Source organism: Chlorobium sp. KB01, from assembly GCF_001975465.1.
In the GTDB taxonomy this organism is placed as follows: domain Bacteria; phylum Bacteroidota; class Chlorobiia; order Chlorobiales; family Chlorobiaceae; genus Chlorobium.
Genome location: NZ_MPJE01000115.1, coordinates 68,215 through 88,688, shown reverse-complemented (window position 1 = coordinate 88,688; position 20,474 = coordinate 68,215). Strand labels below are relative to the sequence as shown.

26 protein-coding genes are annotated in these 20,474 nt (G+C 50.2%); 4 read left to right on the top strand and 22 right to left on the bottom strand.

Going from position 1 to position 20,474, the window contains the following annotated elements:
• Positions 1-13: 13 nt before the first annotated feature.
• The 13 genes from rplP to rpsL all read right to left on the bottom strand — a co-directional run bounded on the left by rplP (position 14) and on the right by rpsL (position 9,179).
• A complete protein-coding gene (rplP, locus tag BOO20_RS12330; protein ID WP_006366558.1) occupies positions 14-433 on the bottom strand; it encodes a 50S ribosomal protein L16 in 420 nt (139 codons plus the stop codon).
• 42 nt (positions 434-475) lie between these two features.
• Positions 476-1,231: a 30S ribosomal protein S3 gene (gene rpsC, locus BOO20_RS12325; RefSeq protein WP_006366557.1), complete on the bottom strand. Its 756-nt coding sequence runs from the start codon at positions 1,229-1,231 to the stop codon at positions 476-478.
• A gap of 15 nt (positions 1,232-1,246) precedes the next feature.
• Entirely contained in the window at positions 1,247-1,606 is a 360-nt protein-coding gene (gene rplV, locus BOO20_RS12320) for a 50S ribosomal protein L22 (RefSeq protein ID WP_076793015.1), read from the bottom strand.
• A gap of 30 nt (positions 1,607-1,636) precedes the next feature.
• Positions 1,637-1,936 carry a 30S ribosomal protein S19 gene (gene rpsS / locus BOO20_RS12315; RefSeq protein WP_076793013.1) on the bottom strand — a complete coding sequence of 100 codons (300 nt, stop codon included), beginning with the start codon at positions 1,934-1,936 and terminating at the stop codon, positions 1,637-1,639.
• A 33-nt stretch (positions 1,937-1,969) separates the two neighbouring features.
• A complete protein-coding gene (gene rplB, locus BOO20_RS12310) occupies positions 1,970-2,809 on the bottom strand; it encodes a 50S ribosomal protein L2 (protein ID WP_076793011.1) in 840 nt (279 codons plus the stop codon).
• 31 nt (positions 2,810-2,840) lie between these two features.
• Positions 2,841-3,152, bottom strand: a complete 312-nt coding sequence (gene rplW / locus BOO20_RS12305) for a 50S ribosomal protein L23 (RefSeq protein WP_076793009.1) — start codon at positions 3,150-3,152, stop codon at positions 2,841-2,843.
• 31 nt (positions 3,153-3,183) lie between these two features.
• Complete coding sequence (gene rplD, locus BOO20_RS12300) at positions 3,184-3,810, bottom strand: 50S ribosomal protein L4 (protein WP_076793007.1); 627 nt, start codon at positions 3,808-3,810, stop codon at positions 3,184-3,186.
• Positions 3,811-3,829: 19 nt separating this feature from the next.
• The gene (rplC, locus tag BOO20_RS12295; protein ID WP_076793006.1) at positions 3,830-4,459 is read right to left on the bottom strand and encodes a 50S ribosomal protein L3; all 630 of its coding nucleotides are present in this window, start codon (positions 4,457-4,459) and stop codon (positions 3,830-3,832) included.
• Positions 4,460-4,480: 21 nt separating this feature from the next.
• Positions 4,481-4,792 carry a 30S ribosomal protein S10 gene (rpsJ, locus tag BOO20_RS12290; protein WP_012507117.1) on the bottom strand — a complete coding sequence of 104 codons (312 nt, stop codon included), beginning with the start codon at positions 4,790-4,792 and terminating at the stop codon, positions 4,481-4,483.
• A gap of 77 nt (positions 4,793-4,869) precedes the next feature.
• The gene (tuf, locus tag BOO20_RS12285; protein WP_076793004.1) at positions 4,870-6,051 is read right to left on the bottom strand and encodes an elongation factor Tu; all 1,182 of its coding nucleotides are present in this window, start codon (positions 6,049-6,051) and stop codon (positions 4,870-4,872) included.
• A 69-nt stretch (positions 6,052-6,120) separates the two neighbouring features.
• The gene (gene fusA, locus BOO20_RS12280) at positions 6,121-8,235 is read right to left on the bottom strand and encodes an elongation factor G (protein ID WP_076793003.1); all 2,115 of its coding nucleotides are present in this window, start codon (positions 8,233-8,235) and stop codon (positions 6,121-6,123) included.
• 42 nt (positions 8,236-8,277) lie between these two features.
• Positions 8,278-8,745, bottom strand: coding sequence for a 30S ribosomal protein S7 (rpsG, locus tag BOO20_RS12275; protein WP_076793001.1), 468 nt, complete (start codon positions 8,743-8,745; stop codon positions 8,278-8,280).
• A gap of 26 nt (positions 8,746-8,771) precedes the next feature.
• Positions 8,772-9,179: a 30S ribosomal protein S12 gene (rpsL, locus tag BOO20_RS12270; RefSeq protein WP_076793000.1), complete on the bottom strand. Its 408-nt coding sequence runs from the start codon at positions 9,177-9,179 to the stop codon at positions 8,772-8,774.
• A gap of 431 nt (positions 9,180-9,610) precedes the next feature.
• Between rpsL and BOO20_RS12260 the strand changes: the two genes are divergently transcribed.
• Genes BOO20_RS12260 through BOO20_RS12250 form a run of 3 tightly spaced genes read left to right on the top strand, consistent with a single transcriptional unit; the run spans position 9,611 to position 10,610 of the window.
• Positions 9,611-9,946 (top strand): helix-turn-helix domain-containing protein, encoded by a 336-nt coding sequence (locus tag BOO20_RS12260; RefSeq protein ID WP_083694699.1) that lies wholly within the window; start codon positions 9,611-9,613, stop codon positions 9,944-9,946.
• Between the two features lie 59 nt (positions 9,947-10,005).
• Positions 10,006-10,263 (top strand): type II toxin-antitoxin system HicA family toxin, encoded by a 258-nt coding sequence (locus tag BOO20_RS12255; RefSeq protein WP_076792996.1) that lies wholly within the window; start codon positions 10,006-10,008, stop codon positions 10,261-10,263.
• Positions 10,260-10,610 (top strand): type II toxin-antitoxin system HicB family antitoxin, encoded by a 351-nt coding sequence (locus BOO20_RS12250; protein WP_006367092.1) that lies wholly within the window; start codon positions 10,260-10,262, stop codon positions 10,608-10,610. The genes BOO20_RS12255 and BOO20_RS12250 overlap by 4 nt, the downstream gene beginning before the upstream one ends.
• A 9-nt stretch (positions 10,611-10,619) precedes the next feature.
• On the opposite strand, the gene BOO20_RS12245 is transcribed toward BOO20_RS12250, so the two are convergent.
• The 9 genes from BOO20_RS12245 to obgE form a co-directional block, all read right to left on the bottom strand.
• Positions 10,620-13,013, bottom strand: coding sequence for a hypothetical protein (locus BOO20_RS12245; protein WP_076792995.1), 2,394 nt, complete (start codon positions 13,011-13,013; stop codon positions 10,620-10,622).
• 4 nt (positions 13,014-13,017) lie between these two features.
• Entirely contained in the window at positions 13,018-14,511 is a 1,494-nt protein-coding gene (locus BOO20_RS12240) for a flippase (RefSeq protein WP_076792993.1), read from the bottom strand.
• Positions 14,508-15,674 carry a glycosyltransferase gene (locus BOO20_RS12235; protein WP_076792992.1) on the bottom strand — a complete coding sequence of 389 codons (1,167 nt, stop codon included), beginning with the start codon at positions 15,672-15,674 and terminating at the stop codon, positions 14,508-14,510. Before BOO20_RS12235 ends, BOO20_RS12240 begins: the two co-directional genes overlap by 4 nt.
• Positions 15,643-16,227, bottom strand: coding sequence for a methyltransferase domain-containing protein (locus BOO20_RS12230; RefSeq protein WP_076792990.1), 585 nt, complete (start codon positions 16,225-16,227; stop codon positions 15,643-15,645). The genes BOO20_RS12235 and BOO20_RS12230 overlap by 32 nt, the downstream gene beginning before the upstream one ends.
• Positions 16,217-17,074 carry a glycosyltransferase family 2 protein gene (locus BOO20_RS12225; protein ID WP_076792988.1) on the bottom strand — a complete coding sequence of 286 codons (858 nt, stop codon included), beginning with the start codon at positions 17,072-17,074 and terminating at the stop codon, positions 16,217-16,219. Before BOO20_RS12225 ends, BOO20_RS12230 begins: the two co-directional genes overlap by 11 nt.
• Positions 17,074-18,219 (bottom strand): glycosyltransferase family 4 protein, encoded by a 1,146-nt coding sequence (locus tag BOO20_RS12220; RefSeq protein WP_076792987.1) that lies wholly within the window; start codon positions 18,217-18,219, stop codon positions 17,074-17,076. The genes BOO20_RS12225 and BOO20_RS12220 overlap by 1 nt, the downstream gene beginning before the upstream one ends.
• A gap of 99 nt (positions 18,220-18,318) precedes the next feature.
• Positions 18,319-18,585, bottom strand: a complete 267-nt coding sequence (locus tag BOO20_RS12215; RefSeq protein WP_006367099.1) for an HPr family phosphocarrier protein — start codon at positions 18,583-18,585, stop codon at positions 18,319-18,321.
• A gap of 75 nt (positions 18,586-18,660) precedes the next feature.
• Complete coding sequence (locus tag BOO20_RS12210) at positions 18,661-19,128, bottom strand: N-acetyltransferase (protein WP_076792986.1); 468 nt, start codon at positions 19,126-19,128, stop codon at positions 18,661-18,663.
• Positions 19,115-20,143, bottom strand: a complete 1,029-nt coding sequence (gene obgE, locus BOO20_RS12205) for a GTPase ObgE (protein ID WP_076792985.1) — start codon at positions 20,141-20,143, stop codon at positions 19,115-19,117. The genes BOO20_RS12210 and obgE overlap by 14 nt, the downstream gene beginning before the upstream one ends.
• A gap of 73 nt (positions 20,144-20,216) precedes the next feature.
• Between obgE and xseB the strand changes: the two genes are divergently transcribed.
• Positions 20,217-20,474, top strand: coding sequence for an exodeoxyribonuclease VII small subunit (gene xseB / locus BOO20_RS12200; RefSeq protein ID WP_076792983.1), 258 nt, complete (start codon positions 20,217-20,219; stop codon positions 20,472-20,474).

Genomic DNA, 20,474 nt, shown 5'->3' with positions numbered 1-20,474 from the left:
ATTAGTTGCTCGGTTAATCTTCGTAATCAGGACGGACAATGAACTTCGTCTTGATCGGCAATTTCTGTGCTGCAAGTCTGAAAGCCTCGGTTGCTACCTCTCTTGGTACACCATCAGCTTCAAACATGATTCTGCCTGGCTTGACAACCGCTACCCAGAACTCGGGCGAACCTTTACCGGAACCCATTCGGGTTTCAGCTGCTTTCTTGGTTACCGGTTTATCCGGGAAAATTCTGATCCAGATTTTACCATCCCTCTTCATGAATCTGGTCATTGCCACACGTGCAGCTTCAATCTGACGGCTGGTAATCCATGCTGACTCAATAGCCTTTAAACCGAAAGAACCGAAAGTTACCAATGTTCCTCTGCCGGAATTGCCCTTCATCCGGCCTCTCATTGTCTTTCTATATTTGACTCTCTTTGGCATTAACATACCGGCGACTCCATTCGTTTTCTGATTTGTTGGTACTTGTAATTATGCTCGCTTGGTGCGACGACGGCGCTTGCTGTTGCGGCCATCACGATTTCTTGCACCGGCATCATTGCGTCTCTCCTTGATTCTCTTCAGCTCATCCTCTTCAATAGCATCAATACGCTGAACAAGTACCTCACCTTTGTAAACCCAGACCTTTATACCGATAGTACCGGCAATGGTATGTGCAGTGACACTTGCATAATCAACATTGGCACGAATAGTATGGAGCGGAATCTTGCCTTCCTTGTACTGCTCTGCACGGGCAATTTCAGCACCGCCAAGACGGCCTGCACAACGGATTCTGACTCCTTCAGCTCCGGAACGCATAGCCTGCTGTATAGCCTGTTTCATCGCCCTTCTGAAAGAGACACGGTTTTCAAGCTGATAGGCAATGTTGTCGCCGATAAGCTGTGCCTCGATCTCCGGCTTGACGACTTCAACAACATCAATTTTCACCTCTTTACCGGTGATACGGCTAAGTTCCTGTGAAAGATTATTGATCTCTTCGCCTTTTCTTCCAACCACTGCACCCGGACGGGCTGCATAGATATTGATCTTGACATGCTTTGTCGTTCTCTCTATAACGATACGGGCAATACCTGCTCTCTCTCTTTTCAGTCTTGCAATAACATAGTTACGGATAACATGATCCTGTTTGATCTTTTCAGATATAACAGGGCTGTCATCATACCAGCGTGAGGTCCAGTCCCTTATAATTCCAAGCCTGAATCCAGTAGGATTAACTTTCTGACCCAATGCGCTCTCCTTATTTTATTTAGTTACTGGATTTTTAACCTTATCAATGACAATCGTCAGATGATTCGATCTTTTGCGAATCCTGTATGCCCGGCCCATAGGAGCAGGAAGCATTCTTTTCAGTGTCGTTCCCTGATCAACAAATATAGCCTTGACGAATAGCTCCTGATCACTGACCCGCTCATCGGGATTCAGCTGCGCGTAATTGGCAACGGCTGATTTGAGCGTCTGCATGAGATTGCGTGACGCCGACTTTGTTGAGTTGAGCAGTATAGCCTTTGCCAGATCGACCTGCTTTCCACGAACGAGGCCAGCCACAAGACGCATCTTTCTTGGCGATGTTGGCGTGTGCCGTAAAATTGCTTTAGCTTCCATTATAATCTTTACCCTTTCGCGTTATTCAATTTATTTTTTCCTTGGAGCCGAGCCGCCTTTTTCAGCCTTACCGCCACCCGCATGGCCGCGAAACGTTCTTGTCGGGGAAAACTCTCCAAGCTTATGACCTACCATATTATCACCAACGTAGACCGGGACATGACTTTTGCCGTTGTGTACAGCAATCGTGTGACCTACAAAATCAGGCGAAATCATTGTACTTCTGGACCAGGTTTTGACAACCTTTTTTTCTCCCTTGCTGTTCATGTCAAGGATCCGTTTTTCCAGTTTTATATCAATGAACGGTCCCTTTTTAAGTGATCTTGGCATAGTTCCTCTGCTTGTTGTTATTAACCCCTATAGTTATTTGGCGTTTCTGCCGCGTACAATCAATTTCTGTGAAGCCTTCTTCTTGTTTCTGGTCTTGAGACCCTTGGCAAGCTGACCCCATGGTGACTTCGGATGCTTGCGTCCACCACCCGACTTCGACTTTCCTTCACCACCACCCATCGGATGATCGACCGGGTTCATAGCCATACCTCTGGTCTGCGGGCGAATTCCAAGCCAGCGGCTTCTTCCTGCCTTGCCGAGAACAATGTTCTCATGATCGGCATTTCCAAGCACACCAATGGTTGCACGACACTCAACCCTGAGCTTGCGGATTTCACCGGAAGGAAGCTTCAGTGTGACATAATCGCCTTCACGGGCTGCAAGTACGGCAAATCCACCTGCCGAGCGAACAATCTGACCGCCCTTTCCAGCCTTCATCTCAATATTATGAATATCCGTACCAAGCGGGATGTTTTTCAGCGGCATGGTGTTTCCGGTCTTGATTTCGACCTTCTCTCCGCTCTCCACCTTGTCACCGACATTCAAACCTTTCGGGGCGAGAATATAACGCTTTTCTCCATCAATGTAATGCAATAATGCAATTCTTGATGAACGATTCGGATCATACTCAATAGCAGCAACGGTTGCAGGCACGCCATCCTTGTTGCGTTTGAAATCGATAATCCTGTAATGGCGTTTATGTCCGCCGCCTCTATGCCTTGAGGTCTTGCGTCCCGCAGCATTACGTCCACCGGATTTCTTTAAGGGCACAAGCAGGCTTTTTTCAGGCGTGCTTTTTGTGATTTCATCGAATGCAGGGTATGACATAAACCTTGACCCTGGCGTGACCGGCGCTAATTTCCTTATAGCCATTTGAATGTATGATCTATCCTTTTATTGATTTCTATCCTTCGCTCTTCTGGGCTGTACCAGAGTAATAATCGATCGACTGTCCCTTGGCAAGGGTAATGATTGCCTTCTTCCAGTCACTCTTCTTGCCGGAAACCACGCCTTTGCGCGTATTCTGACGACGTGACTTGCCAAGGCAGTATACCGTGCGAACTGATTTAACGTCTACTCCAAACTTCTGTTCTACCGCAATTTTGATATCTGTTTTATCTGCATCCGGCTTGACAACAAATACATACTGTCCTTTCTTCTCGGTCAATCCAGTACTTTTTTCAGTCAACCACGGACGCAACAACGGGTTTTTCATCTCTTTAACTCCTTTTTCTGGAAACTGCAGGTTACCCTAAAGTGTCTTCTATTGTTTTCAACGCGGCCTTCTGAACCAGTACGGTCTGACTGTGCAGTATATCGTACGTTGAAGCCTTGTCGGCTGTCATGATATTAAGTACCTCTATATTTCTGCCGGAGCGAGCGATAATCATATCGTATTCCGGAGTCAAGAGCAGTGTTTTTTTCTCGGCAAGTCCGAGATTCTTCAGTATCTGTGCAAACGGCTTTGTTTTGATGTGGTCGAATTTGAAATCTTCAACGACAACAATCTTTCCGTCTTTTGCCTTGGCGCTCAATGCAGAACGACGTGCAAGAAGCTTTACCTTCTTGTTGACCTTCTGATCGTATCCATGGGGGGTTGGTCCAAAGATGGTACCGCCGCCGCTGTTGAGTGGCGAACGGGAAGAACCCTGACGAGCATTACCGGTACCTTTCTGACGTAACGGCTTTCTGCCGCCACCCCGTACTTCAGCCCGGGTTTTCGACTTGTGCGTTCCCTGCCTCCTGTTTGCAAGAATCGCCTTGACATCGAGATAGATCGCATGTTCAGATACTTCAGCGCCGAATATATCGTCACGGAGCGTTACCACTTCCCCGGTTTCAGTGCCGCCGGTATTTAAGACTTTAAGTTCCATAGCTACGAGCATTCAGCATTTACTTTTTTATAGAAACAATCTTGACATAGGAGTTTCTTGGTCCGGGAACAGATCCCTTGATGACGATAAGATTGGACTCCGGCAGAATCTTGACAATTTCAAGATTCTTGACGGTAATATTATCCGATCCCATTCGTCCGGCCATTCTGGTACCCTTGAAAACCCTTGATGGATCAGATGAACCACCAACAGAACCCGGTGCTCTGAGCCTGTCTGACTGACCATGGGTTCTGGAACCGCCGCCAAAGTTATAGCGCTTGACAACGCCGGCAAATCCTTTGCCTTTTGAAACACCGAGAACATTGACCTTCTCGCCTTCCGTAAAGGAATCAACACTGACAGGGCTGCCCAGTTCAAGCTCCTGATTGAGTTCGGTAAAATCAAACTCGGTAAGCTTGAAACCAGGGGTTACACCTGCTTTTTTGTAGTGACCCTGCAAAGGCTTGTTGATCTTTTTCTCACTTCTTTCACCGATACCAACCTGATAAGCATCATAGCCATCTGTATCAACACGCTTAACCTGCGTCACAAAGCATGGACCTGCCTCAATAATCGTGCAGGATACAGCTTCGCGTTTATCATTGAATAAACGGGTCATGCCGATTTTCTTTCCAAGAATCGCACCCATATAATTAGCTTTTCTAATTCTTTAAGACTTAATTTCAACATCAACGCCGCTTGGAAGCTCAAGCTTCATCAGCATATCAATGGTTCTGGATGTCGGATTTATAATTTCAATCAGCCTCTTGTGGGAGGAGAATGAAAACTGCTCACGCGACTTCTTGTCAACATGTGGCGACCGGTTTACGGTATACACGTGCGATTTTGTGGGCAGCGGTATTGGACCAAAGATGATAGCATCTGTCTGCTTTACCACATCAATAATCCTTAAAGCCCACTTGTCAACCAGACTATGGTCGTAAGATTTGAGCTTGATCCTTATCTTTTGCTGTACAGCCACTTGTCAACCCTGTTTCTATGTTATCAATAAAAAGGGACGGGATTTTCGGCCCCGTCCCGGGACGCCATACAATCTGTTTACTCGATAATCTTTGTTACGGAACCTGCACCAACGGTACGGCCACCCTCACGGATAGCGAAACGCAGTGCTTCATCCATAGCAATAGGCGCAAGAAGTTCAACCTCAACGGAAAGGTTATCACCAGGCATAACCATCTCGACACCTTCAGGAAGCGTAACCGAACCGGTAACGTCTGTGGTACGGAAGTAGAACTGGGGACGGTATCCGTTGAAGAACGGTGTGTGACGTCCACCCTCTTCTTTTCTCAGAATGTAAACCTCAGCCTTGAACTTGGTGTGCGGCTTGATGGTTCCGGGTTTGGCGATAACCATACCACGCTCGAGCTCAGTCTTGTCAACACCGCGAAGAAGAAGACCTGCGTTATCACCTGCCTGACCTTCATCAAGAAGCTTCTGGAACATTTCGATTCCGGTAACAACTGATTTACGGGTAGGCTTGATTCCAACGATCTCAACCTCTTCGTTGATCTTGATGCGGCCTCTCTCGATCCTTCCGGTACCGACAGTACCACGTCCGGAGATAGAGAATACATCCTCAACCGGCATAAGGAAAGGTTTGTCAACGTCGCGGACAGGCTCAGGAATGAACTCGTCAACCGCGTCCATCAGTTCCATTATCGATTTTTCGGCTTCAGGATCACCATCAAGTGCCTTGAGAGCGGAACCTTTGATGATCGGAATATCATCGCCGGGGAAGTTATACTCGGTAAGAAGCTCTCTGAGCTCAAGCTCGACAAGCTCGATAAGTTCAGGATCTGCGATGTCAACCTTGTTCAGGAATACAACAAGCGCAGGAACGTTTACCTGACGGGCAAGCAGAATGTGCTCGCGGGTCTGAGGCATAGGACCATCGGTACCGGCTACAACAAGAATTGCGCCGTCCATCTGGGCAGCACCGGTGATCATGTTTTTAATGTAGTCAGCGTGACCGGGACAGTCGATGTGCGCATAGTGACGCTTTTTCGTCTGGTACTCAACGTGTGCAGTTGAGATGGTGATACCACGCTCTCTCTCTTCAGGAGCCTTGTCAATGCTGCCGAAATCGCGCTGCAGTGCAAGACCCTGCTTTGCAAGAACCGAAGTAATTGCTGCAGTCAAGGTTGTTTTGCCATGGTCAACGTGACCAATGGTTCCGATATTGACATGAGGTTTATCCCTTTTGTAGGACTCTTTTGCCATAACTTATCTCCGTGTCGGTTATCTGTTATTGTTTTGTAATAGTTAAAACTGCTTACAGGCAGTGCCTGCTTATTCCGAATCCTTGCTTACCCGCTTCTCCTGCAAAGCCTCCGCTATATTGCGCGGCACTTCCCGATAACAGTCAAATTCCATTGAGTAGTTTGCCCGTCCCTGACTCATTGAACGAAGATCGGTTGAGTAACCGAACATCGCTGAAAGAGGCACCTTGGAGTTGACAAACTGTGCTCCGGCTCTCTGACCCATACCTTCAATATGACCACGGCGGCTTGACAAGTCACCCATCACATCACCGAGATACTCTTCAGGGGTAACAACCTCAACCTTCATGATCGGCTCAAGCAGAACCGGATCAGCTTTTTTGGCTGCGCCCTTGAATCCGATGGAACCGGCAATCTTGAATGCCATTTCCGAAGAGTCAACCTCGTGATATTTTCCATCAAGAAGGGTAACCTTGATATCCTGCATCGCAAACCCGGCAACAACACCGCTCTTCATAGCCTGCTGTACACCGGCATTAACCGCAGGAATATACTCCCTCGGAATAACTCCGCCCTTGATCGCATCGACAAATTCATATCCCTTGCCCTCTTCAAGCGGTTCAACCCGGAGTACGACCAGACCGAATTGACCTTTACCACCGGACTGGCGGACAAATTTTCCTTCAAATTCAACAGACTTTCTGATGGTTTCACGGTAGGCAACCTGCGGCTGACCGACATTGGCCTCTACCTTGAACTCACGCTTGAGCCTGTCAACCAGAATCTCAAGGTGAAGCTCACCCATACCTGCGATAAGGGTCTGCCCTGTTTCATCATCAGTCTTGACCTTGAAGGTCGGATCCTCTTCAGCAAGCTTTGCAAGTGACATGCCAAGCTTGTCATTATCAGCTTTTGTTTTAGGCTCGATAGCAATCTCGATAACCGGCTCAGGGAAAACCATTTTCTCAAGAACCACCGGATTGTTTTCATCGCAGATCGTATCACCGGTTCTGACATCCTTCAAACCGACAGCCGCAGCGATATCGCCAGAGTAAACACAATCAATATCCTCTCTCTTGTTTGAGTGCATCTGAAGGATACGACCAATGCGCTCCTTCTTGCCTGTCATGGTGTTCAGTACATAACTGCCCGCCTTAAGAACACCGGAGTAAACACGGAAAAAGGTAAGCTTTCCAACGAACGGATCAGTAGCAATCTTGAAGGCAAGACCGGCAAACGGCTCTTCGTCCTTAGGCTCTCTGGTTACAGGCTCCTCGGTACGCGGATGGTGACCCTCGACAGCTCCGACATCAACCGGAGATGCAAGATACTCGACTACAGCGTCAAGCATAAACTGAACACCCTTGTTCTTGAATGATGAACCGCAAAGTACCGGAATAATAGTAACCTTGAGGGTTGCCTGACGAAGCACGTTGCGAACTTCCTGCTCCGTAATCTCCTCTCCGTTCAGATACTTCTCAAGGAGCGTATCGTCAACCTCGGAAACCGCCTCAAGCATATTGATGCGCCATGTCCTTGCTTCATTCTGCAGGTCATGGGGAATTTCAACCTCATTGTAGGTACTGCCGTCTTCCTTGTCATAGATAATACCCTTCATCCTGATCAGATCGACAAAACCGGCGAATATCTCGCCTTCGCCGATAGGAATCTGAAGCGGAACAGGGTTTGCTCCAAGCCTCTCCCTGATCGCCTTGACGGTATCAAAGAAGTCAGCACCGGTACGGTCCATCTTGTTGACATAGGCAATTCTCGGAACACCGTACTTGTTCGCCTGGCGCCAGACCGTCTCGGACTGTGGCTCAACACCGCCGACCGCACAGAAAAGCGCAACCGCGCCATCAAGCACACGCAGGGAACGCTCAACCTCAACCGTGAAGTCAACGTGACCCGGAGTATCTATAATATTGATTCTGTGATTTACGCCGGAATAGTTACCGAACTTCGGTACCCAGAAACAGGTTGTTGCAGCGGAGGTAATGGTGATACCACGCTCCTTCTCCTGCTCCATCCAGTCCATCGTTGCACCACCATCATGCACTTCACCCATTCTGTGCAGACGACCGGTATAGTAGAGTATCCTCTCTGTCGTCGTTGTCTTTCCAGCATCAATGTGAGCCATGATGCCGATATTGCGAACTTTATCTAAATCAACCAGCCTTGCCATAACAAATTATTAGCCTTTTATTCAACACTTTCAAAAAACATCCTAGAACCTGAAATGCGCAAACGCCTTGTTTGCATCAGCCATACGATGAACCTCATCACGCTTTTTCACCGATGCACCCTGCTCGTTGGCAGCATCCATCAACTCGGCAGCAAGTTTCTCAGCCATGGATTTACCTCCACGCTTTGCCGCATAGAGCTTCAGCCAGCGGAACGCAAGCGCACCTCTCCGGGAAGCCTTGACCTCCATCGGAATCTGATAAGTCGCACCGCCAACCCTCTTGCTGCGAACCTCAACGACCGGAGCAATGTGAGACATCGCCTTGCGATAAACCTCCAGAGGATCCTCGCCACTCATCTTCTCGGCAATGATACCAAACGCATCATAAACAATCTTCGTAGCGACAGCCTTTTTGCCATCAAGCATTACCGCATTGATGAAACGGGCAACACTCTCATCGCCGTAGCGAAAATCGACACCGACTCTTTTATAGCCACCTTTTTTTGACATGCTCTTCTCTGAATTTATGATTCGACTTATCTGCCTTTACCCTTGACAGGAGCGGCTGCACCAGCCTTGGGCTGTTTGGCTCCATACTTCGACCGACTCTGCTTGCGATCAGCAACACCGGACGTATCCAGCGAACCACGCACGATATGATAACGTACACCAGGAAGATCCTTCACCCTGCCGCCACGAATCAAAACAATTGAATGCTCCTGCAGGTTATGACCTTCACCAGGAATATAGGCTGTAACCTCAATCTTGTTGGACAACCTGACACGCGCAACCTTGCGCAGTGCAGAGTTAGGCTTTTTAGGAGTAGTCGTGTAAACACGCGTACATACACCACGCTTCTGCGGGCATTTCTCAAGCGCCGGTGACGCTGTTTTTGACGCTTTTACACTTCTTCCGAGCCTGATGAGCTGCTGAATCGTCGGCATACTAAAACTCTCTTTCTATTTAAAAACCTATGATTACGAAAAACGCAATACACTAAAAATCCATAAGGACAGACAATGTAAGCGAATTATGAAAAAAAACAAAACCTAATTCAACATTTTTCAACTCATGAAATAATAATCAACACGGCCTTATCTCCACTCGCTTCAAACAGCAAAAATGCCCGTATTTACAGCGCTTTCTGCCATCTTCGGGGTGGTTCGTAAACGTAGCCGATGCAAAGGAAACAGATCAAAGGAATTGGTCAAAAGGGGGGAAATCATCAAGAGAAATGAACTACAGAATAATGATCTTTTTAAGCATTACATGAAGATATTTTGCATTCATCTTTACGGCTATCGTATTATAAATTTCATATAACGGTAATGATATTTTACAAATGATAGTTATTATGTAAATATTAATTATCGTTATGAAAAACAGAGAGTCGCCACCATATCCTGCATCACAAAAAGAGCTGATCGCTCTCGGAGCACGCCTCAGGGATGCACGGCTCCGTCGCCGACTCTCCATGGAGGCAGTCTGCCTCAAGGTTGACATGTCGCGACCAACGCTTTATAAAATCGAGAATGGCGACCCTTCGGTTGCTATAGGCTACTATGTTGAGGTGCTTCGTCTGCTCGGACTGCTCGAAGATGTGTCGTTAATAGCCAAAGAGGATGCTCCCGGCCGCCTCCTGCAGGATGAATCGCTTCCCCGGCGAAGAAGGGCTCCGCGCAATAAGCTACAGAGAGGAGAAAGCGATTGACCTGCCAAGCGCAACCGATTCGCAGTTGCAATTATTGTACCTATGTTGTACGTTAGAATATGAGTAAAGACCAAAAGCTGATATTAAGGCTTCTTTCAAGGCCTAAAAACTTTACATATAATGAATTATGTAGAGTTCTGAACTCATTTGGTTACGAAGAGAGTCAAAAAGGAAAAACATCTGGATCAAGAGTGGCATTTATTGATAAAAGTACCCGGCATATTATCCGTTTACATAAACCACATCCGGGTAATGAGTTAAAACAATATCAAATTGAACTGGTCATTGAGGAACTGAAATCAAGGGGGCTTGTATGAAAGACGTTCTGCTCTATAAAGGCTATATAGGATCGGTGCACTTCAATGCAGATGACGAGGTGTTTTTTGGCAAGATCGAGGGGATCGAAGATCTTGTTTCATTTGAAGGCAATAGTGTGATTGAACTGAAAAAGGCATTTCATGAGGCCGTAAACGATTACATAGAGCTATGTAAAGAAATCGGTAAGAAAACTGATAAATCTTACAAAGGAAGTTTCAATGTCCGAATAGCTCCTGACTTGCACAAAAAAGCAAAAAGACTTGCTCTAATGAAGGGAATCTCTTTAAATCAGTTCATTCAAAAAGCGGTTGAAGAAGAAGTAATTCGTGAACACAGTAATGTATAAATCATCCCCTCAGTTCGACATCTCCCCGCCCTTCTGCTGAAAACGCCCGATGAACACTCCCCCGGCAACCATCAGCAGCGCAACGCCAAACGCACCGAGCGAGATGCGCCGGGCGGTTTCAAACAAGCTTCGATCATAATAAAAAAGAACCTCCCTGCTTCCGGCAGGAACCCTGACTCCTCGCAAGAGCCCGTTAACCTTGACCAAAGTAGCTGGCTTGCCGTCCACCGTCACCTTCCAGCAAAGAGGATAGTAGATCTCGCTCACCACGAGAAAAGCATCAGCGGGGGCCGAAACCTTCAGGCGCATCGATTCGGATCCCCGCTTCATCGACAGTACTGTTGCCGCAGCAAAGGTTCTGGTTCCGCTCCAGAGTGATCCATCGACAAAAGCCTCACCCTGAGGAGCCGCGTCATCAAGCAGGCGCAGAAAGAGCTCGTCGCTATCCCGCACACCGGTAACCCGCTCTGCAAACCGGACCCGTGGAAGTGTTGACTGCAACCGATAGACCGTGACCGGGACCGGGCCGCCCGCCAGTTGCAGGGTGCCGGTTTTCACCGGCTCAAGGGCCGGGTGGCTGAGCGGGACAGGAGTGATAATGTAGCCGACGTTAAGCATCCTGAGAACGTTGATACTCGCGAGATTCCCGGTTTTTGCAAGAAACTCCTCGTAAATTTTAAGTTTGGCGGGGTGGTAGCCGCCGACTGACTCGATACCGGAAAGGGCAAACTTGTTCTCGGTGAAGAGCGGCCCGGCAGGGTAGATTCTGAAATCACCTTTCTGTGCTGCCAGGTATCGGGTGATGTCGTCAGGCTGAAAGGCCGGCGCCACCATGCGGCTCTCCGCAAAGACCGGCGAGCGCAGGGAGCTGTCAGATGGATAGATAATCTGTATGTCAATCCAGAGCAGATCAAGCAGCGCCAGAAGAAAGATGAGCAACCCCGTCATTTTGTGGGAGAGCTTCCCCTTGATGCCGAGCCAGAGCACACCCGTAAAGAGCAGAAGCGTAAGCAAAGCGATCAGGAGGCTTCCTTTCAGATGCTCCCAGCGCACCTTGTTGATCATAAAGGAGAGATCAAAACTCTCGACCGAAGGATCAGGAAAGAGTGAGCGGAAAAAACTCTCCATCGGCGACTGAAGTGCAAGCAAGAGCAGCAGAAAAAACGCCATGAGAAGCGCTCCGATCCGGATCGGTTTCAGCAGCCGTTCAGTTGAGCGCTGCAACAGGTCGTTCACTCCTATGGCTGCAAGAGAGGCGATGATCAGGTAGAGCATGATGAGCGCCATGGAGGGCACCCTGAAACGGCTGAAAAGCGGCGCAAAATGGTAGAAAAGATCAAACACCGGGCTGAAATACCTGCCGAAGGAGAGCAGCAGGGCAAGCAGTGCACCAGCACTGAAAAACCATATCATCGCATCTTTTCGCCTACGGTATGCGCCAGCAACCGCAAGCAGCAGAACTATAATCCCGGCATAATTGGGAAAATCGGTGAACGGCATAAAGCCCCAGTAGGTCACACCACCGAATCCGAAAAAACCCGGCACGAGAAAAGTCAGCAGCTCCAGAGGGTGCATTGACCAGAGGGTGGCATACTCCCACGACGAAGCCCCTCCCGCTGCGGCCATCCCTCTCACTGAATACGGAGCATACTCCGAGGCCGGCAGATAAATTGAGGCCGACATGGCAACCCCGCACCCGAGCGCTGCAATCAATAATAATATTCTGTAGGGGCCGCCCTTGTGGCTGCCCTCACTTTTACATGAATCCCGATCGAACACAAACAGCACAATGGCAAGCAGCAGGGCAAGCATCCATGAGTAGTAAGCAATCTGGACGTGTGAGCGCTGCAGCTGAAATCCGGCAATGATCGCCAGAACCCCTGCATCAACAAGTCCACCGCGCTGTATGAGCCGCATAACAGCCCAGAGCATCCATGGCATCCAGGCCGCCGTCATGAGCTGACTGCCATGACCGTGCACCAGCATGGCCGTCATATAGGGATTCAGCATGAAGAGTGCCCCGCCCAGCGGTGCAGCAGGAGTAGTCAAACCATACTGGCGGAGAAAAAGAAACACTCCCACTCCCGCAAAGGCAAGATGAAGAAGCTGGAGGATAATACCATCGGTATGGAAAAGGCTGAAAACCATGTTGGGAAAATAGAGCCCGCTGATATAGCTGAATGCTTCAACGGTCGGCATGCCTGAAAAGAGCCAGGGCTGCCAGAGCGGGTAGATTCCTGTTTCGCCCTGTAATTTGTCAAGCGCCAGGGTCGAGACGTGGGGAATAAGCGAGTCCGGCGCAACAAGCGTGCTGGACTGAAAAACAAGCGGAAAGAAGAGCAGGATCAGAAGAAGGGTATAGATCCCGAAAACCGTGAGCAACGAGAGAATCTTTTTTTTCACTGCGTTATCGCTTTGGCTTTTTGTCAAGAAAGGGCATAAATTTTAAAATAATCGTCCGCTCATCCTCTTCCAACTTCAGAAGCAGCATCGCTGCTGCATAACTGCCGGTGCAAAGAGCTGCTCCCGCTCCTAACCCGATGAACGGAGGGAGTGCGATCAACGAGGGCCTTGCAGCAAAGAGCAGCAGTGCGGAAAGCAGGGCGGAAACAACGGGCTTCCAGAGCTCTTTTCCGAATGGATGAATTTTCAGAAAGTGATGAACCTCCATGAGCCGGAATGCGGAGATCAGCAAGAAGACTATCAGGGTTGCAAGAGCCGCGCCATTGATGCCCATCAAGGGTATCAACAGATAGTTCAGACTAACCTGCAAAACGAACGCGCCAAGAGCATTGAGCAGGCTGAGCCGGGAATACCCCGACATGGCGAGCACCGTTGAAGAGAGACCGAAAGAGACCTGCAGGAACGAAGCAACCGTCAAAAGCAGCAGAACCGTGCTGCCTGGAGCGAAGCGGGGTCCGAACAGCTCAAGCACCGGACCGGGAAGCAGAGTGAAAAGCAGTACCGGAGGGATCACCACAGCGATAATCCAGCGCGTCACCATCCTGTAGATCCGCTCTATCTCCACACGCTCTCTTCCGGCGTGCAGCTCGGCAATCATCGGTGCGGCAATTCCTGAAAAAGCAAGCAGCACCGCTCTGATGAGACCTGCGGTTCTGGCGGCAGGATGATAGATTCCGACCGTTGCCGTGTCGGTAAACATGCCAAGCATAACAACATCAAGCCAGTGCGTCATCATGCTTAACAGCGAAACCCCCATAAACGGCAGCGCATAGGCAAGCATGGGGCGATCACTTCGGGCACGAAGAATATCCGGGGTAACAACACCGGCGACTCTTTCGAGCGTTGGCCGGATCCAGAAAAAGGCGCCTGCGGAAGCAAGCACAAAGGGAAAGAGCAGCGCTTCATCATGGCCCGCTGTAAAGCGGAAGAGAAAAGTCAACAGCAGCAGGAGCAGCGGGGCAACAATCTGGGTTGCAATAATTTTCGGCTGCAGCTTCTGGAATCCCTGAGTGGCATGGCCGTAAAGCTGTGTTGCGGCATTGAAGGGGATGGCTGCCGCATAGCAGCAGATAACGAGCCGGAGTAGCCTGCTGCCGATAAAAAGTGAAGCAATCGCCCCTGAAAAAAGCACAAGGAGGAGTGCAACGGCAATGGAAAGCACAAGACTTGTTTTCAGGGCAGAAGCGATAACAGCCTTCTGTCGCAAAGGATCACGCTGATAGAGATTGACAAAACGCAGGAGAGCCGAATCAAGACCGGCAACGGCAAGCACTTCTGCTATCTGGATAACGGCAATGGCAATCGCATAGGTACCAAGAGCCTCGGCACCGAGTGCTCTGGCAACAAGCAGATTGAAGGCGAACCTTGATGCCTGGCCGAAAAGAAATCCTCCAAAAGAGAGTCCTGCCTGGCCGGCTATGACCCTGTTTCGTCTCAAGAGTTCAGCTCCCGATACCGCTTCAGCAACTCCTGCTCCATGGTTGCTGCAATTGCATCCCAGCTGTGCCTACGGGCAAAGGACTGCCGCGCCTCACGCCGCCGGTCAGCCAGCGCTTCCGGCACCATACGGACAAACGCATCCCTGGTATCGGCAACATACACCACCTCCCGCGCTTGATCAACAGCACTGCAGTAGTTCATTGAAAGCACAGGCACGCCCGCTGCGGTATACTCATAAAGCTTGTTGGGATGGGAGACCTCCTTGAGCCGGTTACTCAGCAGCGGCATCAAGGCAAGATCAAAATGCTGTACCCTTGCCGGCAGCTCACCGTAATCAATGCGACCGAAATAGTGTACATTGGAAAGGGTGTTGAGCTGCTCCTGCCTCTTCCACCAGTTCTGCTCATAGGCAGGACCAAGCAGCACCAGAGAGTACTCCGGCCATGCTTTCGCCGTCTCCTCAACAAGGGTGGTATCAAGCCAGTCCATCGCCCCGGCATAACCGAGAATTGGCCTCTTGAGCCCGCCAAGTTCTGAGGGTGCGCTGCCTCGCGGGTCGGCGAAATGGCTGAACTCGACCCCGTTTCCAAGCTCAACAGTGCGCACGCCGGATGGAACCGCCAACCGGGCAGTCAGCTCCGGTGAGACGCTAAAGAGCAGATCTATCCGCGAAAGCCAGGCATCAAGATATCCCTTCAGCCAGGAAGGGGTAGCCGGAAAGGCCAGATGATCATCATTGGCGTCATAAAAACGGAACCGGCAGGAGAGACGTGAGGCAACCCTTCCCCAGTAGATATTGGAGAGCCCGATAATGCGGTCTGATGAGGCAAAACCAAGCATCACGACCCAGAAGAGCATAAGCAGAATACCCGGCAGAGAGAGCAGATTACGCAGCAGCGGATGGTCAAGGAGTCGCCCGATCCGGAACGGAACCGTTTTCAGAAAAGGAACCGTGACAACCCATACCCGCCCTCTTCTTACCGGCAGCCAGTGATGGCTGCGCCCGAGCGCAAACGGCTCAATAAAGAGAATCCGCCACCGCTCCGAAAAGCGCCCGAGTAAACGCTGCTTTCGGGTCGAAAGAAAGTCCCACTGTATTTCGGAAAACCAGACAAGCCTGAGGGAAGCGTCAGCGGTGTTCCTCTGAAACGGAAAGTTCATAAATCTGCACCTTTTCATACCATGCCCGCAAGAGCGGCTTTAGACCTGTAAGATAAAACAACGGGTGACGGATACGAAACTGGCCGCTCCGTTCCACCCGGAACCCGGCACGCCTGAAAAGCGAGAGCGCCTCGTCTCGACTCATCTCGTGAAAATGGTCGGCGCTTTTCAGTGATGCCGGCTTTGCAATCGGCATCGACACAAAAAGCCGACCACCCGATCCATGAAGTATCTTGCGGACTTCGAGCAGCAGATGAAGCGGATTGTAGAGATGCTCCAGCACCTCAAAGGCGGTTACCACTGCATAGGAACCCGAAAGAGGCTCAACATCAAGATCAATGGTTGTGCTCTCGAAAGAGCACCCGAACAGTTGCTCCAGCGATGCAGTGAGCGGTGTCCGGTCACCCAGATCGAGCCCGGACAATGCAGGGGCGGTCAAGAGTCGGGAAGAGCCCGAACGACCGACAAATTCGATGGTTTTCTGCCACCGAACCCGGTGAGCAGGTTCGCTGAGATACTCCTCACTCACCGGCGTTCTGAAATTATCCTTCATGGCCGCTCTTTATCCGGGTTGAACTGGAGAAAAGTGCCGAGGCAGAGCTGACTGCAAGGCGAAAAGGGAGAAGCAACAGAAAGAGGAGCGCTCCTCCCCATGCCCGGTGCTTGATGAAAAGACGAAGTGAAGCGGCACTCTTTTTCGCCAGTTTTTTGAACGGAGTTCCGGAAAGAGAGGCAGAGACCTTATGCCAGACCACTGAACCGGGCTCGTAGCGGACAGTCAGCCCCAGAGCTCTCACCCGGAGGGAGAGATCAACATCCTCGGCATACATGCCAAAGTGTTCATCAAAACCCCCGACCCGCTCAAAATCCTGGCAGCGCATGGTAAAACAGCACCCCGTTGCATAACCGGTTACTCCGGGACGGTTGAACTCCGCAGCATCCGATTTTCTGATCCCGTTGTGGCGGATCAGCCCCGTGGAGAGACGGACAACGCCGCCTGCATACCAAAGCGAATGTGGACGGGCGTGATAGAATATTTTCGGAACGGCAATTCCTGCTGAAAGATCACTCCGCAGGGCATGAATCAGCGGAGCTGAAAACCCTCTTTCAACAACGGTATCGTTGTTCAGAAATATCACGAACTCCGCCTGAAGCTCCATAACCCGTCGGAATCCGGCATTATTGCCACCTGCATAACCGAGATTGAGCGGCAGAGAGAGGATCTCGGTATCAGGAAAAGCCGCCCGGATCCGGGAGAGCGAGTCATCGGTTGATCCGTTATCGACCACAAGCACCATGCTTGAAGGCGAGAGCGATCCCGACAGTGAGTGGAGACACGCAATCGTATCCCCGGCTCCGTTCCAGTTCAGAACCACAATGCAGAGTTCAGGTCTCTTCATCACGTTCGGGATACTTCAGTTTCAAGAAAACGGCCTGCTCCGGCCGCAAAAGCCTCCCAGGAGAACTCCCGGCAATACTCCTCAACAGCCGCATGGATGGCAGGCAGCTCTCTCCGGCTGTCGAGAAACTCCCCTATAGCCCCTGCCAGCCCGGCCGCTGAACTTTCACGGGCAATCCAGCCGGTAATCCCGTGACGAACCACCTCGGGAAGAGCTCCGACCGGCGTCACAATAACGGGAATACCACAACCATAGGCCTGCTGAACCACGCCCGACTGGGTTGCGCTTCGGTAGGGGAGCACAACGCACTCTGCGGCAGCAAAGAGCAAAGCACTCCGTTCACGGGAAACATAACCCGGATAAAGATCAACGCTTTCCGCAAGACCCAGCTCCCGGATCAAACTCCGGTAGTGCTCCGGATCTTCAAAAAACTCACCGGCAACAACCAGCTTGAGAGAGGGTTCGCGCTGCAACACCTCCAGCAAAGCCCGAAGGAGCAGATCAAGCCCTTTATAGTGGCGAACATAGCCGAAAAAAAGCAGCACAGGTGCAGCCTCTTCGAGTTTCAGCGCACTGCGCGCCTCAGCTCTGGTTGGCATTGCTGTTTCAGGAAGATAGAGCGGATGAAAAAGCTGCAACACCCGGGCTCCGGGCACAACAGCAAGCAACTCCCGGGAAACCGCCGATGAGAGGGTCAGAAAGGCATCGGAGGATGCAGCAAGCAATCGCTGCATAAATGGCTCAATAAAAAAAGATTCGTGGGAAGTGAAATTATGAAGCAGCACAACAACCCGGATACCGGTAAGGTGGCGGAGCAGATAACAGAGCGGAGCCAGAAAACCGCTCCAGTATGCTACAAGCAGAAGATCAGGCTTCAGTCGCCGGAGACGATGGATCGTTGCAAGCCAGGTAAAGGGGTTGTAGAGCGTCAGCCGGGCATCTGATAGTGACGAGGATGGTGCAGGCGCTTCAGCGGCTTCTGCTGCACGCTTAAACAAAAAAGCCGGGTAGAGCGCCCTGTACCCGACAGAGATAACGTCGTACCCAATGGCAGAGAGGGCCTCCCTTAACAGACCGCTGAACCGGGAAATACCCCCCTTAAGAGGGGAAAAGGGGGTGATAAATGCTATCCGGAGTGCTTTCAAGGGTGTTCCCTGACTATGTTCAGTCCATCATGATAAGCCGCCGTGCGGCGTGACAACATCGGGAAATCGAAAAAAAATATACAGCATGCTCTTTCAGAACTACTGCTCTCCAAACCCCTGTTCAAAAAACTCCACAAGTTGGCGGGCAGCCTCCGGCGCATCCTCACCATCAAGCTTGAGCGTAAGGCGGGTACCTTTCGGAGCAGCAAGACTCATGACGCCGATAATGGATTTAGCATTGATCTCAACGCCCTGCATTTCGATAAAAAAATCGGATTTAAAACGGGATGCCAGCTTTACTACTGCGGCAGCGGGTCTTGTATGCAACCCTGCATTGTTTTTAACGATAACTTCCTGAACTATCACAACTATATTCGACCTGTTTATAATGTTTAAGGGACCACGCAAACCGCTTTCTCTGAGGGTTTCAGCGTTGCTCAATCAGAGTTTTTTTACCATAGCAATTTCATCGCAAGCCATCAGCTTCGGACAATGAGTACAATCCCTCCATATTTTCTGGGGAAAATACTCTTTGCTGATTTCACTGTAGCCAATGCGTCCAAAAAAAATACGGTTCAAGGTCAGAACAAAAACCTCTGTAACGCCTTCCTCGCGCAAAACCATCTCGGCCTTTTCAACCAGCAGACGACCTATCCCCTTCAGGGTAAACCGGTTAAACACAGCAAGCGAGCGAATCTCTGCCAGCTTCTGGGTATAGAATGCAATGGCACAGCACCCTATCACCTCACCATTGTACTCGGCGACAAAAAAATTACGGATATTTTCGATAATATTCTCATCAGAACGCTCAAGCATAATACCCTTGCGGGCATACTCCGCTGTAATAGCGGAAATTGCCCCGGCATCAGCCAGGCGCGCATACCTGACAAAAAGTTCAGCCTGCTGCATCGTTACCGAGACCCTCTTCTGACGGTTCAGCACTCCTCTCCCGGGCAGAGACCTCTTTCCAGATCTCATCCTTGAGATCCTTGAGGCCATGGCCGGAAACGCTTGAGATCGGAAGCACCTTTACACCCTCTTCAAGCATTGGAATTTCAAGATCTTCCGATGCGATATCCATTTTGGTAATAACCGCGATCCTCGGTTTGTTGAGCAACCCCTCATCAAATTTTTCAAGCTCTCCAAGCAGTGTCTTGTACTCCGCTGTAATATCGGGTGAATCAGCCGAAACGAGAACCGCAAGTATTTTAGTCCGTTCAATATGACGCAGAAACTGGAGACCGAGTCCCCTACCCTCTGATGCTCCTTCAATAATTCCCGGAATATCAGCCATCACAAATGACTTGTACTCCTCATAACGCACAATACCGAGATTCGGCACCAGTGTTGTAAAGGGATAATCGGCAATTTTCGGTTTCGCGGCGCTTATCACTGAAATCAGGGTAGACTTTCCGGCATTGGGAAATCCGACCAGACCGACATCGGCCATCAGCTTCAGCTCCAGATCAAGCACCAGAGCCTCTCCTTTTTGACCCGGCTCGGCAAAACGGGGTGCCTGACGGGTCGGGGTGGCAAAATGCTGGTTGCCTTTTCCGCCCTTGCCCCCTCTGGCAATCAGAAACTCCTGCTCCTCGCCGGTCAGGTCGGCAATCACCTCCTGGGTTTCAGCGTTCCGCACAAGCGTTCCGCACGGTACCTGAATAACAATATCAGCTCCATCCCTGCCGGTTTTCCGTGCACCCTGCCCATGGACGCCACGATCAGCTATATACTTTTTCTTGTACTTGAAATCGAGCAGTGTGGTGAGCTGCCGGTTTGTTCTCAGCCATACATGACCGCCACGACCACCGTCACCGCCATCGGGACCACCCTTTGGTACAAATTTCTCCCTGCGAAAACTCACACAGCCATTGCCGCCATCTCCAGCCGCTATAACAATGGAGGCACTATCAACAAACTTCACGTATACTCCTGACTTTTGAATAATCTTCCAACATTACCTATTTTCATCATCAACATCTAAACCAGACATATCCATGGCAGCAGCACATTCCGGAAAAACCACTATCGAAGAGCTGATATCGCGGCTTGAGGACATAACCCGGAATATTGAAAATCCCGATACCGGTCTGGAAAACTCCATCTCGCTCTACGAGGAGGGACTTGCCATTGCCGGACAGTGCAAAAAACGGCTACTGGAGGCCAGAAAAAAAATCGAGGTTATCAATCCTGATCTTGCCAAAACCTGGCCTGAAGTCGGCCGCATCAAAGACCTCTTCGACAGCGAATCCTGA